At 75.4% G+C, this 14,517-nt stretch carries 12 protein-coding genes; 3 read left to right on the forward strand and 9 right to left on the reverse strand.

Features of this window, described 5'->3' with window-relative positions; translation table 11 throughout:
* On the forward strand, positions 1-1,891 hold a 1,891-nt coding region (locus V6V16_RS22825), incomplete at its 5' end, for an ArnT family glycosyltransferase (protein WP_334565128.1).
* A 177-nt stretch (positions 1,892-2,068) separates the two neighbouring features.
* The gene (locus V6V16_RS22830; protein WP_334565130.1) at positions 2,069-3,667 is read left to right on the forward strand and encodes a ricin-type beta-trefoil lectin domain protein; all 1,599 of its coding nucleotides are present in this window, start codon (positions 2,069-2,071) and stop codon (positions 3,665-3,667) included.
* A gap of 100 nt (positions 3,668-3,767) precedes the next feature.
* Here V6V16_RS22830 and V6V16_RS22835 read toward each other — a convergent pair whose 3' ends face one another.
* The 8 genes from V6V16_RS22835 to V6V16_RS22870 form a co-directional block, all read right to left on the reverse strand.
* On the reverse strand, positions 3,768-4,364 hold the full coding sequence (locus tag V6V16_RS22835; protein ID WP_334565132.1) for a hypothetical protein: 597 nt from the start codon (positions 4,362-4,364) through the stop codon (positions 3,768-3,770).
* 55 nt (positions 4,365-4,419) lie between these two features.
* Positions 4,420-5,859 (reverse strand): sensor histidine kinase, encoded by a 1,440-nt coding sequence (locus V6V16_RS22840; RefSeq protein ID WP_334565134.1) that lies wholly within the window; start codon positions 5,857-5,859, stop codon positions 4,420-4,422.
* Complete coding sequence (locus V6V16_RS22845; RefSeq protein WP_334565135.1) at positions 5,852-6,544, reverse strand: response regulator transcription factor; 693 nt, start codon at positions 6,542-6,544, stop codon at positions 5,852-5,854. Before V6V16_RS22845 ends, V6V16_RS22840 begins: the two co-directional genes overlap by 8 nt.
* Before the next feature lie 68 nt (positions 6,545-6,612).
* Positions 6,613-7,125, reverse strand: coding sequence for a hypothetical protein (locus V6V16_RS22850; RefSeq protein ID WP_334565136.1), 513 nt, complete (start codon positions 7,123-7,125; stop codon positions 6,613-6,615).
* A 130-nt stretch (positions 7,126-7,255) separates the two neighbouring features.
* Positions 7,256-8,866 (reverse strand): glycoside hydrolase domain-containing protein, encoded by a 1,611-nt coding sequence (locus V6V16_RS22855; RefSeq protein WP_334565137.1) that lies wholly within the window; start codon positions 8,864-8,866, stop codon positions 7,256-7,258.
* Between the two features lie 162 nt (positions 8,867-9,028).
* Positions 9,029-10,624: a glycoside hydrolase domain-containing protein gene (locus V6V16_RS22860; RefSeq protein ID WP_334565138.1), complete on the reverse strand. Its 1,596-nt coding sequence runs from the start codon at positions 10,622-10,624 to the stop codon at positions 9,029-9,031.
* A 143-nt stretch (positions 10,625-10,767) separates the two neighbouring features.
* The gene (locus V6V16_RS22865; RefSeq protein WP_334565139.1) at positions 10,768-11,769 is read right to left on the reverse strand and encodes a phosphotransferase; all 1,002 of its coding nucleotides are present in this window, start codon (positions 11,767-11,769) and stop codon (positions 10,768-10,770) included.
* A 52-nt stretch (positions 11,770-11,821) separates the two neighbouring features.
* Entirely contained in the window at positions 11,822-12,994 is a 1,173-nt protein-coding gene (locus V6V16_RS22870) for a thiolase family protein (RefSeq protein WP_334565140.1), read from the reverse strand.
* A gap of 88 nt (positions 12,995-13,082) precedes the next feature.
* On the opposite strand from V6V16_RS22870, the gene V6V16_RS22875 reads away from it, so the two are divergent.
* Positions 13,083-13,511: a PH domain-containing protein gene (locus V6V16_RS22875; RefSeq protein ID WP_334565141.1), complete on the forward strand. Its 429-nt coding sequence runs from the start codon at positions 13,083-13,085 to the stop codon at positions 13,509-13,511.
* A 38-nt stretch (positions 13,512-13,549) separates the two neighbouring features.
* Here V6V16_RS22875 and V6V16_RS22880 read toward each other — a convergent pair whose 3' ends face one another.
* The gene (locus V6V16_RS22880; protein ID WP_334565181.1) at positions 13,550-14,464 is read right to left on the reverse strand and encodes a rhomboid family intramembrane serine protease; all 915 of its coding nucleotides are present in this window, start codon (positions 14,462-14,464) and stop codon (positions 13,550-13,552) included.
* Positions 14,465-14,517 lie beyond the last annotated feature (53 nt).

The raw sequence follows: 14,517 nt of genomic DNA on the forward strand, positions 1-14,517 counted from the left end.
CGCCGGGACGCCGGCCGCCCGGCCGGCACCGCGGACCGGCGCCGCCCGCGCCACCGCCCACCGCCGCGCCGGCTGGTCGGCCCGGCTGGCCGGCACCTGGCGTACGGCGGGCCGGGGCGAGCGGCTCCTCGCCGGCACGGTCGGCGGGCTCCTGCTGGTCGAGCTGCTGATCGCCCTGCTGGCCGAGCCGAACAACTTCGACTCGCAGACGTACCACCTGCCGAAGGTGGAGCACTGGGTGGCCCAGGGCGGCCTCGACTTCTGGCCCACCGCCATCCACCGGCAGGTGACGATCCCGCCCGGTGCCGAGTACCTGCTGCTGCACCTGCGCCTCTTCACGGGCGGGGACGCGCTGCACAACCTGGTGCAGTGGGGAGCCGGCGTCGGCGTACTGCTGGCGGCCACCCGGATCACCGCGCAGCTCGGCGGGGGCCGGCGGGCCCAGCTGCTCACCGCGTTCGTGCTCGCCACCACGCCGATGGTGGCGCTCCAGGCCACCAGCACCCAGACCGACCTGGTCTGCGCCGCCTGGGTGGCCTGCGCGGGCACGCTGGCCCTGGACGGGCTGCGCCGGCGCAGCGGGGTCGCCACGGTGCTGGGGCTGGGAGCGGCCACCGGGCTGACCGCGCTGACCAAGACCAGCGGCCTGATCGCGGTCGGCCCGCTGCTGGTGCTCTGGGGGCTGGCGCAGCTCCGGCTGGCCCGGCTCGGCTCCCGGTCCGACCCGTCCGGAACGGCCGGCCCCGGAGTCGACCGGTCCGGCGACGACCGCCCCCGAGCCGCCCGCGCCGGCGCGCTGTCGCCCGACGGGCCGGGGCGGCAGGCGGGCCGCACGATCGTCGGTTCGGTGCTGATCCTGCTGGTGGCGGGGGTGGTGGTCGGGCCGTTCCTGGCCCGGGTGACCGCCGAGTTCGGGCATCCGCTCGGGCCGCCCCGGCTGCGCGAGTCGATCCCCATGGAACGGCACGACCCACCGTCGGTGCTGGTCAACGCGCTGCGGATCGCGCACACCGCGTTCGACACCCCGCTCGCGCCGCTGCGTCGTGCCGGGGCCGACGCGATCGTCGGCGGCGCCGGCGTGATCGGGGTGGACCCGCAGGACCGGGCCACCACCTTCGGCCGGGAGCGGTTCCCGGTGCCGGCCTGGTATCCGGACGAGGACCGGGTGGCCTTCCCGCTGGCCGGGGGGCTGGCGCTGATCGGGGCGGCCGTCGCGTCGATCCGCCCCCGTCGCCTCGGCACGGGGCAGGCGGGGGCGGTGCGCGCGTACGCGGTGGTGGTGGTGACCGCCGTGCTGCTGCACACCGCCATGGTCAAGTGGCAGCCGTGGGGCAACCGCCTGCTGCTCTACGCGCTGGTGCTGGCCGTACCGCTGGGAGCACTCTGGCTGGACGCGCTGTTATGCCGCCGTGACGACGGGCGCGGGCGGCGGTCGCTGGCGGCCGGCCTCGCGGTGGCCGTGCTGGCCACCTGCGCGCTGGCCGGGGTGCTGGCGGTGTCGTACGGCTTTCCGCGCCGGCTGGTCGGCGCGGGTTCGGTCTTCACCACCGGCGAGTGGGAGACCCGGTTCCTGCGGCGTCCCCAGTGGGCGGAGGAGTTCCGCTGGGCGGCCGACGCGGTACGCGCGACGGACGCGCGCCGGATCGGCCTGGTGCAGCAGAACGACAACTGGGAGTACCCCTGGTGGCTGCTGCTGCGCGACGCGGACGGGCGCCCGCCGGAGCTGGTGGCGTTGCAGTCGGTGCTGCCGGGGCGCCCGCCGGCCGATCCGGCCTCGGTGGACGCGATCGTCTGCACCGGCAGCCGGCCTGCGTGCACGGCGCTGGTGCCGGCGGGCTGGCGCGTGCAGTTCCGGGGCTACGCGGGCTTCGCCCTCCCGCCGGGCCGCTGATCGCCGCAGGCCGCACCGGCGGCCCGGCTGGCGGGCGCCGGCATCCAATTTGCCGGGAGCGTCCGGTTCTGCACTCGGCGCGCAACGATTCCGAGACGTATTCACATACCTCGAACCCGGCGCTACCTTCTGGTAACTCGATCGACGTCCCGCGATCGAGCAGAAAGGAGTGCGTCGATGCTTGGTTCCCCCGCCAGGCGCGAACGCGCGACCCGACGACGGGTGCTCACCGTCGTCGCCGCCGCCGCTCTCGTCCTGCCGATGCTCGCCGGAACGGCCTCCCCCGTCACCGCGGCCGACCGCCCGGCCGTCCAGCCGCTCCCCGCCAACCTGGAGACGATCCGCGCCGCCGAGGCCACCGCGCTCTACGGTGCGCCGGCCGTCCGCCCGATCGAGCAGCGTCGCACCGCGCTCATCACGATGGGCGACAGCGAGATCTCGGGCGAGGGGGTGGGCAACTACGTGCCCGGCACCCACCAACCCGGCAACTGGTGCGACCGCTCGTACGACCAGGCGGTGTTCCGCACCGGCATCGCCGCCGACGAGAAATACAACATCGCCTGCTCCGGGGCGACCCCGTGGAACCTGATCCGGGGCGGGCCGACCCAGCACAACGAGCTGAACCAGGGCGACCACCTGGCCATCAAGGCCCGCAACACGCACATCAGGCTGATCTGGGTGGTGGTCGGCGCCAACGGCGACGGCACGATCCAGTTCGGCCCGGTCGCCACCGACTGCGCCGTCCGGCGGGTCTTCCTCCAGGGAGCCTGCTACCCGACGTACACCGACCAGTGGACCGTCCGCACCGACGGCAGCCGGCAGGCGGTCGAGGACGCGCTCGACGACATCCGGCAGACCATGACCGGCGCCGGCTACCTGCGGTCGGACTACGAACTGGTGCTCATGTCCTACCCGAGCCCGGGCAGCCCGGACGTGGAGGACAACCCGAACTTCCCCGGCTGGTACTCCGGCGGCTGCCTGCTCTACCTGGCCGACGCCGCGTTCGCCCGGAACAAGGCGGTGCCGCTGTTCGAGTCGGCGCTGCGCGCGGCGGCGGCCAACACGGGAACCCGCTACCTGGACGCCAGCCGGCTCTTCCACGGCCACGAGGTGTGCACCGACAGCACCGCCGTGCGCGGGCTGTACATCGAGATCGGCATCTGGGACGAGAACGCGGCGCGGCAGTCGTTCCACCCGAACAAACGGGGCCACGGCATGTTCGCCCAGTGCGTCACCCAGTTCTGGAACTCGGGCCGGCCGCAGGCGACCTGCGTGGACCCGGCCAGCACCGGCAACGGCGTGCTCCACGACGGGCTCCTCGAGTTCAAGCAGCTCCGCAACGCCGCCACCGGCACCTGCGTCGACGGCAAGGGGTACGACTCGCGCAACGGCACGCCCCAGCAGTCGTACGGCTGCCACGGCGGGCGCAACCAGGGCTTCTGGTACGACCCGACCCGCCAGTCCCTGCACTCGGAGCTCTCCCACGACCGCTGCCTGGACGTCTCGGACGGCTCGCTGAGCGCCGGTACGGCGGTGAACATCCACGACTGCCACGGCGGCGCCAACCAGCAGTTCGTGCTCGCCGGCAACCAGATCAAGGCCGCCGGCAACGGCAGCCTCTGCCTGGCGTTCGACAACCCGCTGCTGGGCACCCCCCGGCTGCGCCTGGCGAACTGCTCCACGAGCACCCGCCAGCAGTGGTCCTTCGAGTCCCGCGACTTCGCCAACCCGGTCGGCTACGGGCACGACGACTTCGTCGGCTCCCGCGTCTACTGAGTTCGGCCCCCGTACGCGAGCGGTGCCGCCCGAGGAGGGCGGCACCGCTCGCGCCGACCGGCGTGGGGCGCCCCGCCGTCGCCGACGGGCCGCACCCCGCCTACTTCTGGCCGGCCCGCACCACGATCAGGCGGGCCACCCCGCCGGCGCCCTCCCTGGCGCCGGCCACGCCGACCTTCGCACCGACCTTGACGTCGGCGGGACGGATCGTGGTGCGGCGCTGCACGACGCGCAGCTCGTCGCCGAAGCTCCAGGTCATGGTGAAGCCGTCGGCGGACTTCACGGTCATCGAGTCGCCGTCGACCGCGGTCACCTCGCCCCGCTGCACGGCGACCGTCTTCGTCCCGCCGTCCTTCGTCCGCACCACGGCCTCGCCGTGCAGGGTGCCACGCCGCAGCTGCACCCGGGCCTGCCGGCGCTCGCGCCGCTCCTCCGCCCGCTCACGCCGCTTCTCCCCGGGCGCGCCCGGGGACGCCTGCGGCGAGGCGGGAGCGGGCGCGGCCAACGGTTCGACGTCCAGGTCGCCGGCCTCGAAGCCCATCGCGACCAGCGCCTGGCCCTCCGCGCCCAGGGCGGCGGCGACCTCGACGGCCGTCTCCCGGGCCGGCTGGCCTGCCTTCTCGGCGGCGCCGCACCCCCCGGCGGCGAGCGCGACCGCCGCGAGCAGCGATGTGGTGGCGATTGCCCAACGTGCCATGGGTTTCCCTCTCGTCCGTGGAACCCCAGCCTCCCGCCGCCCGGCGAGCGGCGGGTCAGACCGATGTTCGGGTTCGGTAAGGATCCGGGGGCAGCCGGACGGTGAACGCGGCGCCGCCCTCCGGGGCGTGCCCGGCCGCGATCTCCCCGCCGAGCCGGCGGACCAGTCCGGCGGCGAGCGCCAGCCCCAGCCCGCTGCCGACCTTGCGCACGCCCCGGTAGCGCTGGTGCAGGGCGCCCCGCTCGAAGGCCACCGCCAGGTCGTCGTCGGTGAGGCCCGGCCCGCCGTCGCGGACCTCGACGACTCCGCCCGCCACCGGGCCCGCGCCGGCCGGGCGGGCCGCGAGCACGATCGGCGCCCCCGGCGGTACGACCCGCAGGGCGTTCTCCAGCAGCCCGTCCACCACCTGTCGGATCCGCCCCGGATCGGTGTACGCCGGCACCGTGCCGGCCGGCACCTCGGCGCGGAACGGCACCCCCACCGCCGCGCACCGGCCGGCCCACGTGCGCGCCGCGTCGGCGACCAGCCCGGCCAGGTCCACGGGGACCGGTTCGAGCGGGAAGTCGGCGGCCTCCAACCGGGCCAGCGCCAGCAGGTCGCTGACGAGCCGGTCGAGGCGTTGCGCCTCCGCGAGCACGGTACGGCCGGCGCCGGCCGCCTCCGCCGGCCCGATCACGCCGTCGGCGAGCGCCTCGGCGTAGCCCCGGATCGCGGTCAGCGGGGTGCGCAGCTCGTGCGAGACCGAGAGCAGGAACTCCCGCTGCCGCCCCTCGCTCGCCGCCAGCGCGGCGGCCAGCCCGTTCAGCGCGTCCGCCAGGTCGGCCACCTCGTCGGGCGGTTCCACCGGCACGCGTACCGCCCGGTCCCCGGCGCGCAGGCGGAGGGCGGCGTCGGCGGCCCGGCGGATCGGCCGGGCCAGCCGGCGGGCCAGCAGCAGCCCGGCGGTCACCCCGGCGGCGAGCCCGGCCAGCAGCGGCAGCCAGAGGCTGGGCAGCACCTGCCGCCAGGGGGCGGTGGCGCGGGAACGGGCCAGCACCACCCCGTTGCCGCCGGGCAGGGCGCGCCCCTCGATCAGGGTCCGCCGCCCGTCCAGGAGGCCGCGGGTCGAGACGTTGCGCCCCTCGGTGATGCGCCGCACCACCCGCGTCGGCAGGCCGGCCCGGCCGGGCACCCCGGCGCGGACCAGGTACGCGTCGATCCCCTGGGCGTTCAGCTGTCGGACCAGCCGCTCCTCGTCGGCGGTCCGCCCGGTCTCCAGCCTCGGGCGCAGCACCTCGGCGGCGAGGCGGGCCTGGGCGGCCAGGGCCTCCCGGTCGCGCCGCTCCGCGCCGCGTACCGCGAGGGGCACCGCGACGATCGCGGTGACCAGCACCGACACCAGGGCGACCGCGCAGGTGACCAGCACCGCGCGGGACGTCAGCGTCCGGCCGGGACGGGCCCGGCGCGGCGGAGCCGCAGGCCGGGCCGGCCGCGGCGCGCCGGTCGGCTCAGCCATCGGCGGCGTACCCGACGCCCCGGTGGGTGCGGATCACGCCGGCCGCGCCCAGCTTCGCCCGGACCTGCGCGACGTGCACGTCGACGGTCCGGGTGCCGGCGTGTGACGCGTACCCCCAGACCCCGGCGAGCAGTTCCTCGCGGGTGAAGACCCGGCCCGGCCGGGCCATCAGGTACGCCAACAGGTCGAACTCGGTGGAGGTGAGCTGGACGGCGGTGCCCCCGGCGGTGACCGTCCGCCGGGTGGGGTCGAGCGTCACCGGGCCGACGACGCGGGGCCGGCCGGTCCCCTCGGGCGTCCCGGCGGTGCGCCGCAGCACCGCCCGCACGCGGGCGACCAGCTCGCGGGGGCTGAACGGCTTGGTGACGTAGTCGTCGGCGCCCAGTTCCAGCCCGACGACGCGGTCCACCTCGTCGTCGCGGGCGGTGAGGAAGATGACCGGGGTCCAGTCGCCGGCCTCGCGCAGGCGCCGGCAGATCTCGGTGCCGGCCAGGCCGGGCAGCGCGATGTCGAGGACGCAGGCCACCGGCCGCAGCCGGCGGGCGGCGGCCAACCCGGCCGATCCGTCCCGTTCCAGGTGTACGCCGAATCCGTCCCGGAGCAGGTAGAGCCGGACCAGGTCGGCGATGGCCGGCTCGTCCTCCACCACCAGGACGAGCCCGCGGGGCGCGGCGTCGACACTCACCGACCCATGATTGCCGACCGGGCGCCGCCGCGCCGCTCAGCGGACGTTCGGATCCGGTAAGGAAACGCTCAGCGCGCCACGGCGGGGCGGAAGGCGGCGGGCCGGGCGGTCGCGGAGGCCTCTCCGACGGTGGCGACGAGCCGCTCCCGGGGCGTGCGCAGTCGGGTCCGGAAGGCGTGGTTGAGCAGCGCGTCGAGGTGCCACACCTGCTTCGGGTGCCGGGTGTGGATGAGGAACCGCTCGCGGATCCCGTCGATCGCGGTGGCGGCCAGCTCGACCGAGTGCAGGCGCGGGTCGGGGCTCCAGGTGACGTTGCTGAGTTCCCGGAGCTCGGTGTTGAGGTGCAGGCGCAGCCGGTGCAGCACGCGGGTCTGCTGGGTGACGACCAGCCGCCGGTGGGTCAGCAGGAGGAGGTACTCGCCGGACGTCGGGCGGTCGGGGCGACCGCACCGGGTGACGAGAATGGTGGCGTCGCCGGAGCCGACGCACCGGCGGAAGACGGGCTCGTGGCGCGTGACGGTCTGCACCGCCAGCCCGGCCTCGGCGGCGGCCGGGAGGAACGTACGGGAGAAGACGTCCATGCCCTGCCCAACGACGGCGGCACGGGGGTGACATGGGGCACGTGCAAATTGCAGAAGTTCCACGGCCGGCCGTCGCACCGCCTGTGTGGTTCCCGGGCCCGCCGCCTCGACGGGCCCGGGAGGCGAGGCCTCAGAGCAGCGGCTGCATCACGCCGAAGCCGCTGCCCAGCCGGGTCGGGCTGAGCCAGCCGCCGCCGTTCCACCGGTAGCGCAGCACGTAGCCGGTCGACTGCTGCACGGCGACCAGGTCCGGCTGGCCGTTGCGGTCGAAGTCGCCGAGCTGCACCAGGTCACGCATGCCACCCCAGCCGGCGCCGGCGTCCAACGGGCTGCCGACCAGCCCGTCCGCGCCGCCCGGGTGGACGCGCAGGCGGCCCGTGCTCTTCTCGCGGGCGAGCAGGTCGGGGCGCCCGTCCCCGGTGAAGTCGGCCCCGCCGGTCAACTCGTCCAGCTCGTTCCAGCCCGCGCCGCCGTCGAGGGCGACCCGGCTGCCGAACCCGGTACCCCTGCCGGGATAGAGCCAGAGCGTGCCGGTGGAGGTCTGCACCGCCGCCAGGTCCTGGTAGCCGTCCCCGTTCCAGTCGCCGACAGGAGTGATCTCCCGCATGCTGTTCCAGCCGCTGCCGACCCGCAGCCGCGTGGTCACGCCCGAGCCGTCGCCGGGATAGAACCAGAGGTAGCCGGTCGACTTCTCGCGGGCCAGCAGGTCCTCCCCGCCGGAGCGGTCGAAGTTGCCGGCCCGGACGATCGCGTCCATGCCGTTCCAGCCCGCGCCGAGCGAGCTCCGCCCGCTGAGCGTGGCGCCGTTGCCGCCGTAGACGTACAGCTGGCCGGTGGCCGGGTCGCGGTAGCCCAGGTCGGACCAGCCGTTGCCGGTGAAGTCGCCGAACGGGGTGGCCGGCAGCACGGCGAGATCGAGGAGGTTGCTGTCGATGTTGATCGTCACCCCGCCCCACGTCTCGTGGTGGTCGCCCCGGTACTGCTTCATCCGCTGCTTCGGCATCCAGTACGACTCCGGCAGCGCCTCGTCCGTCACCGTCTGCACGCCGTCCCAGCGGGCGAAGTCGAGGTAGTCGGGGCGGCCGTGGCCGGACCGCTCGTACCCGGAGACCTGGTCGGCCAGGCCGCCGGAGGCCACGTCGGTGTAGAAGCCGGAGAAGTAGCCGTGGTCGTGCAGCCGGGTGGTCCAGGCGTGGGTGAAGGTCTGCACCGCCGCCGAGCAGGCCGCGTCCCCGCCCGGGTACTTCTCCATGTTGTAGAAGACCGTGCTCTCCCGGGCCAGGCCGAGGTCACGCGCCCGCGCCGCGGCGTCGTCGGCCGCCGCGCGGCCCTGCGCCGCCGCCTGCGCCGGATCGATCCGCGGCTTGCTGGTGCTGCGGCAGGGCGCCTGCGGGCCGACGTAGAGCGGAAAGAACCGCCAGCCCGCCGCCGCCTGCGTGGCCACCCACTCCCGGGTCAGGTTCGGCTGTGCGCACGCCCGGCCGTTCCCACCGATGTAGATGCCCACCGCCCGGTACGGCGAGGCCAGCCACGCCTTCATCGCCGCGTTCGACGGCGCGGTGCAGGTGTCGAAGCCCTGGCCGGTAAAGGTGCCCGGGTGCGGCCCGGAGTAGTCGGCGCGGGCGGGAGTCGCCGTGGCGGTCAGGACGACGCCGGCGGCGAGTACGGCGGCGGTCGCCGCCGCGACGGCCCGGTGGACGCCAAGCGGGCGGCCGGCGGGCGAAGTGGAGTGGAGCGTCACGAGTCCCCGATCCTCGTTGTGGATGGCCGGCGGGCGGACGTGGGCACGTCTCTGGCTCGACGCCGGCGCGCCGATTCTGCCCGCGCCGGCCGTTCTTGTCGAGGCCGGCGACCACGGTCGCCGGGCCGGGTCCCCCGCTCGGCGGACCCGGCCCGGCGGCGCTCAGAGCAGCGGCGTCATCGGTCCGAAGCCGGTGCCGAGCCGGATCGGCGGCGCCCAGCCGGTGCCGGTCCAGCGGTACCGGTAGACGTAGCCGCTGGAGTTCTGCACGGCGACCATGTCCGGCCGGCCGTCCCGGTCGAAGTCACCGAGCTGCACCAGGTCGCGCATCGTGTCCCAGTCGGCACCGACCTTGGTGCGGGTGTTGGGCGCGCCGGCCCGACCCGGGTAGAGGTAGAGGTCGCCGGTGCTCTTCTCCCGGGCCACCACGTCCGGGTAGCCGTCGCCGTTGAAGTCCCCGCCGCCGTTCAGTTCGTCCACGGTGTTCCAGCCCGAGCCGAGCAGCACCCGGGTGGTGAACGTGGTGCCCGTGCCGGGATAGAGGTAGAGGGCCCCGGTGGAGGTCTGCACCGCCAGCAGGTCCTGGAATCCGTCGCGGTTGTAGTCGCCGATCGGGGTGATCTCCCGGACGCTGTTCCAGCCGGCGCCCAGCCTGATCCGGCTGCCGACCCCGGACCCGGTGCCCGGGTAGAGCCACAGGTAGCCGGTGGCCTTCTCACGGGCGATCACGTCCTCGCCGCCGGAGCGGTCGAAGTCGCCGGCCCGGACGAGCGCGTCCATGCCGTTCCAACCGGAGCCCAGCGTCACCCGGCCACTCAGCACCGTGCCGTTGCCGCCGTAGACGTGCAGCTGCCCCGTGGCCGGGTCCCGGTAGCCGAGATCCGACCAGCCGTTGCCGGTGAAGTCGCCGAACCGCGCGGCGGGCAGCGGAGCCACGTCGAGGTAGTCGCCGTCGATGTTGATGGTGACCCCGCCCCACGTCTCGTCGTGCGGGCCGACGTGCTGCTTGATCCGCCGCTTGGGCGCCCAGTAGCTGGCGGGGATGCCCGGGTCGGAGACGGTGGCGACGCCGTCCCAGCGGGCGAAGTCGACGTAGTCGGGACGCACGTAGCCGGGCGTGTCGTACGCCGCGACCTGGTCGGCGATCCCCCGGGCCATGCTGCTGTAGAAGCCGGAGAGGTAGCCCTGGTCGTGCAGCCGGGACGTCCACGCGCTCATGAACGTGGTGACCGCCGTGGTGCAGGTCGCGTCGCCGCCGTCGTAGTCCTCCATGTCGTAGAAGAGGACGCTCTCCTGCGGCAGGCCGAGGGCGACCGCCTGCGCGACGGCGTCGTCGGCCTCGCTGCGGCCCTGAGCCGCCGCCTGGGCCGGGTCGATGCGCGGTCGGCCGGTGGCGAGGCAGGGCGCCTGGAGGCCGACGTACATCGGTACGAGGTGCCAGCCCGCCGCCGTCTGGGCGGCGACCCACTCGGCCGTCAGCGCGGGTTGGGCGCAGCCGCGGCTGGAGCCGCCGAAGTAGATGACGACCGCCCGGTACGGCGAGTGGTCGCGCCAGGCCCTCATCTGGGCGTCGGTCGGCGCCGTGCAGGCGTCGAAGCCGAGACCCGTGTAGGTGCCGGGTTGGGGCGGTACGGCGGCGTGGGCCGGGCCGGTGACGGCCGTCAACGCGAGACCGGCGCCGAGGGTGCCGGCGGCGGCGACCGCCACGGTCCGGCGGGCGGCGCGACGCAGCGCGCCGGGCGAGAGAGTGGAGTTCACGATTCCCCGTTCTGTCCGTTCGGTCGGACGGGCCGGCGAGGTGGACGATCCGCGTCCTCAGACGTGCCGGCCCCGCTGATTCTCACCACAGTCGACAGCCCCTGTCGAGGCCGTGGTGATGGTCGATGTGGCGGGCGGGCCGGTCAGACCGGATCGGGCTCGAAGAGCTCCCGCAACCAGCCGGGCACCGCGGAGGCGTACTCCGCGCGGGCCGGATCCGGGCTCCGCAGGGCACGGCGCCAGGAGAGCGCCCGGCTGACCCGGGTGACGCGGACGGCCAGGCGCGCCGCCTCGCGCAGCGTCGCCCGGTCGTGCCCGTCCGACCACGGCTCCAGGTAGGCGTCGCGCAGCCGCGCCAGCGCCGGGTCGCCGGCGGGCAGCCCGAAGCCGTCCGCCACCGAGTTGAGCGTCACCAGCAGGGTGCCGAAGGGGTGGGCCACCGAGGCGTCGCCCCAGTCGAAGAAGCGGTGCCCGTCGCCGGCCACGAACACGTTGCCGTCGTGCAGGTCGTCGTGCTGGACGGTCGGCGCGACGCCGAACCCGGCCAGCCGCCGGCATTCCTCGGCGAAGGCGGCCCGGTGGGCCCGCAGCCGCCCGTGCGCCTCGGCGGTCAGCCCGTCCTCGGCGCCCAGCAGCAGCGACTCCTCGTCGTCGAGCAGCGCGTCGTAGAGCCCCGGCAGCAGCTCCGGCCGGTGGTCGGGCACCCCGAGGGCGAGCAGCTCGCCGGCCCGGGGCGCGACCGCGCGCTGGAGGTCGGCGTACTCCGGGAGCACCCGCTCCCAGCGGGTGAGCGGGGCGCGGTCGCCGCCGAGCGCGTCGCGCAGCGACCGGCCCCCGTCGGGCAGCAGCGCCCAGCCCCGCGCGACGTCCACCGCGAGCGGGTCGAGGACCCGGCCGGGGGCGAGCCGGGCCAGCGCGGCCAGCAGCGCGGCCTCGTGCCGGGTGCCGGGGTTGTTCGCCTTGAACCAGACGTCCCCCGAGTCGGTGGGCACCCGCCAGACCAGCGACCAGGGCCGGACCCGCGGCTCGACCGGACCGACGACCCGCCGCCCGAGTCGGCCGAGCCGCTCCGCGATCCAGTCGTGGGCGGCCTCGGGCCAGCGCGGGTCGGTCCAGTCGTCGTACGGCGTCGCGGGAGCTGTCACGCCCGGCAACCTAGCCCGCGCCCCGGCGGCGGGCCAGGCGTTTTCCCCCCGCCTACAGCAACTCGACGATGGTCGCGTTGGCCATGCCGCCGCCCTCGCACATCGTCTGGAGGCCGTAGCGGATGTCGTTGTCGCGCATGTGGGCGAGCATCGTGGTCATGATCCGTGCCCCGGAGGCGCCGAGCGGGTGGCCGAGGGCGATCGCTCCGCCGCGCGGGTTCAGCCGCTCCGGGGCCGCCTCGGTCTCCGCCAGCCAGGCCAGCGGTACCGGGGCGAACGCCTCGTTCACCTCGTACACCCCGATCTCCTCGATGCCCAGCCCCGCCCGACGCAGCGCCTTGGCGGTGGCCGGGATGGGGGCGGTGAGCATGGTGACGGGGTCGTCGGCGGCGACCACGGCGGTGTGCACGCGGGCCAGCGGACGCAGGCCGTGCCGGCTGGCCCACTCGCTGGTGGTGACGGCGAGCGCCGCCGCGCCGTCGGAGATCTGCGACGCGGAGCCGGCGGTGACGACGCCGTCCGGGCGGAACGGGGTGGCCAGCTCGCCGAGCTTCTCCAGCGAGGTGTCCCGCCGGATGCCCTCGTCGGCGGCGAACTTCCCGCCGTCGGCCAGCGCGACCGGGGCGATCTCGGCGTCGAAGGCGCCGGCGTCCTGGGCGGCGGCGGCCCTCTCGTGGCTGGCGAGGGCGAACTCGTCGAGCTGCGTACGCGAGAAGCGCCAGCGCCCGGCGATCAGCTCCGCGCCGACACCCTGGTTGAACGGCAGCGGCGCGTCGTCGGCGAAGCCCTCGACGCCTCGGTAGCGGTCGCGCAGCTGGTCGCTGAAGGGGGAGCCGCCGGCCACGCTGGCGCCCATGGCGACCCGGGTCATCGACTCGACCCCGCCGGCGACGACGAGGTCGGCCTGGCCGGAGAGGACGGTGGCGGCGGCGAAGTGCAGGGCCTGCTGGCTGGAGCCGCACTGCCGGTCGAGGGTGGTGCCGGGCACCGACTCGGGCCAGCCGGCGGCGAGCACGCCGTTGCGCGCGACGTTCCACGACTGGTCGCCGACCTGGGACACACAACCCCAGACCACGTCGTCGACCTGCGCCGGGTCGATGCCGGTGCGCTCGGCGAGGGCGCGCAGCACGTGCGCCGAGAGGTCGACCGGGTGCACACCGGCCAGGCTGCCCTTGCGCCGCCCCACCGGGGTGCGGACCGCGCCGACGATGACTGCGTCACTCATGACTACTCCCCGGTAACTTGGGCCGGTCCCGATCCTACGTCGTCGGCGGGCCGGGCGTCCTCCCCCGGGTGCCTGGCATGCTGAGCGGATGCGGCAACCCGAGTCCCCGGGCCGGCAGTGGCGGGTTCCGCCGGCCCTGCCGGCGCTGAAGCTGGCCGGCGCGGTCGCGCTGCCCGCGCTCGCGCTGCTCCTCGACGTCGGCGACCGGGTCCAGCTCGCGCTGGCCGTGGTCGCGGCCGCCGGGCTGGCCGGCTGGGCGGCGCGCGACCTGGTCGCGCCGGTCCGGCTGGCGGTCGACCCCGAGGGCGTCACGGTCATCCACGGCTTCGCGGGTCGCCGCCGGCTGCCCTGGGCCGCCGTGGAGAGGGTGACCGTGGACCGCCGCGCGCGGCTCGGCCTGGGCAGCGCGCTGCTGGAGGTCGACGCGGGCGAGTCGCTGCACCTCTTCGGCCGCCACGACCTGGGCGCGGACCCCGCCGACGTGGCCGAGGCACTGCGCGAGGCCCGCCCGCGCTGAGCGGCACCGCGCCCCGACCCGGGGGACCGGGCCGGAGGTCAGCCGCCGAGGATGACCGAGGTGCGGACCAGGGCCAAACCGATCAGCGCCGCCACGATCACCGCGCCGCCGGCGAGCTGCACGAGCGTCCGCCGCGACCGTGGGGCGTACGCCAGCACGAGCGCCAGCAGCGCGCCGACCAGCAGGCCACCCAGGTGGCCGGGGATCGAGATGCCCGGCACGGTGAACGTGAAGACCAGGTTGATCACCAGGACGGGGAGCACCTGGGAGATGTCCCGCCCCATCTTGCGTTCGATGATCACCAGCGCGGCGAAGAGGCCGAAGATCGACGTGGAGGCGCCGGCGGTGAGCTGGTTCTGCGCGCTGAAGAGATAGGCCGCGACGTTGCCGCCCAGCCCGGCGACCAGGTAGAGCACCGCGAAGCGCAGCGACCCGAGGCTGGCCTCCAGCGACCGGCCGAGCACCCAGAGCGCCCACATGTTCAGCAGCAGGTGGACCACGCCGTAGTGCAGGAACATCGCGGTGACCAGGCGGTACCACTCGCCCTCGGCGATGCCGCCGACCGTGCCGTCCGGGAAGAGCGCGCCGCCGAGCACCGAGCCCCAGTCGGTCAGCGGGGTGCTGCCGCCCATCAGGCCGCCGAAGCCCGAGCCGCCGACCGCCGCGTCCCCGCCCCGGTCGGAGGCGATGGAGAGCAGCATCATCAGCACGTTGAGCGCGATCAACGCCTTGGTGACGTAGCCGTGCCGGCCGGCGGCACCGCCACCGAAGGCGGTACGCGCCGGCCGCACGCTACGACGTCCCTCCGCCACGCACTCCGGGCACTGGAACCCGACCGAGGCCTCCCGCATACAGTCCGGGCAGATCGGCCGGTCGCAGCGGGTGCAGTGGACGTACGTCTCCCGGCCGGGGTGCCGGTAGCAGACCGGGGCGGTGGGCGGGGACTCGCTCACCACGCCCGCCACCCGTCGCCGGCCACGCGGCCTCCCGACCGGACCAGGCCCTC

Origin of the sequence: Micromonospora sp. CPCC 205561 (genome assembly GCF_036906775.1) — a bacterium.
In the GTDB taxonomy this organism is placed as follows: Bacteria; Actinomycetota; Actinomycetes; order Mycobacteriales; family Micromonosporaceae; genus Micromonospora.

Excerpts from the sequence above, each read along its gene's own strand:
- V6V16_RS22830 (WP_334565130.1), top strand. The coding sequence starts at position 2,069 with ATGCTTGGTTCCCCCGCCAGGCGCGAACGCGCGACCCGACGACGGGTG.
- V6V16_RS22835 (WP_334565132.1), bottom strand. The coding sequence starts at position 4,364 with ATGGCACGTTGGGCAATCGCCACCACATCGCTGCTCGCGGCGGTCGCG.
- V6V16_RS22840 (WP_334565134.1), bottom strand. The coding sequence starts at position 5,859 with ATGGCTGAGCCGACCGGCGCGCCGCGGCCGGCCCGGCCTGCGGCTCCG.
- V6V16_RS22850 (WP_334565136.1), bottom strand. The coding sequence starts at position 7,125 with ATGGACGTCTTCTCCCGTACGTTCCTCCCGGCCGCCGCCGAGGCCGGG.
- V6V16_RS22870 (WP_334565140.1), bottom strand. The coding sequence starts at position 12,994 with ATGAGTGACGCAGTCATCGTCGGCGCGGTCCGCACCCCGGTGGGGCGG.
- V6V16_RS22875 (WP_334565141.1), top strand. The coding sequence starts at position 13,083 with ATGCGGCAACCCGAGTCCCCGGGCCGGCAGTGGCGGGTTCCGCCGGCC.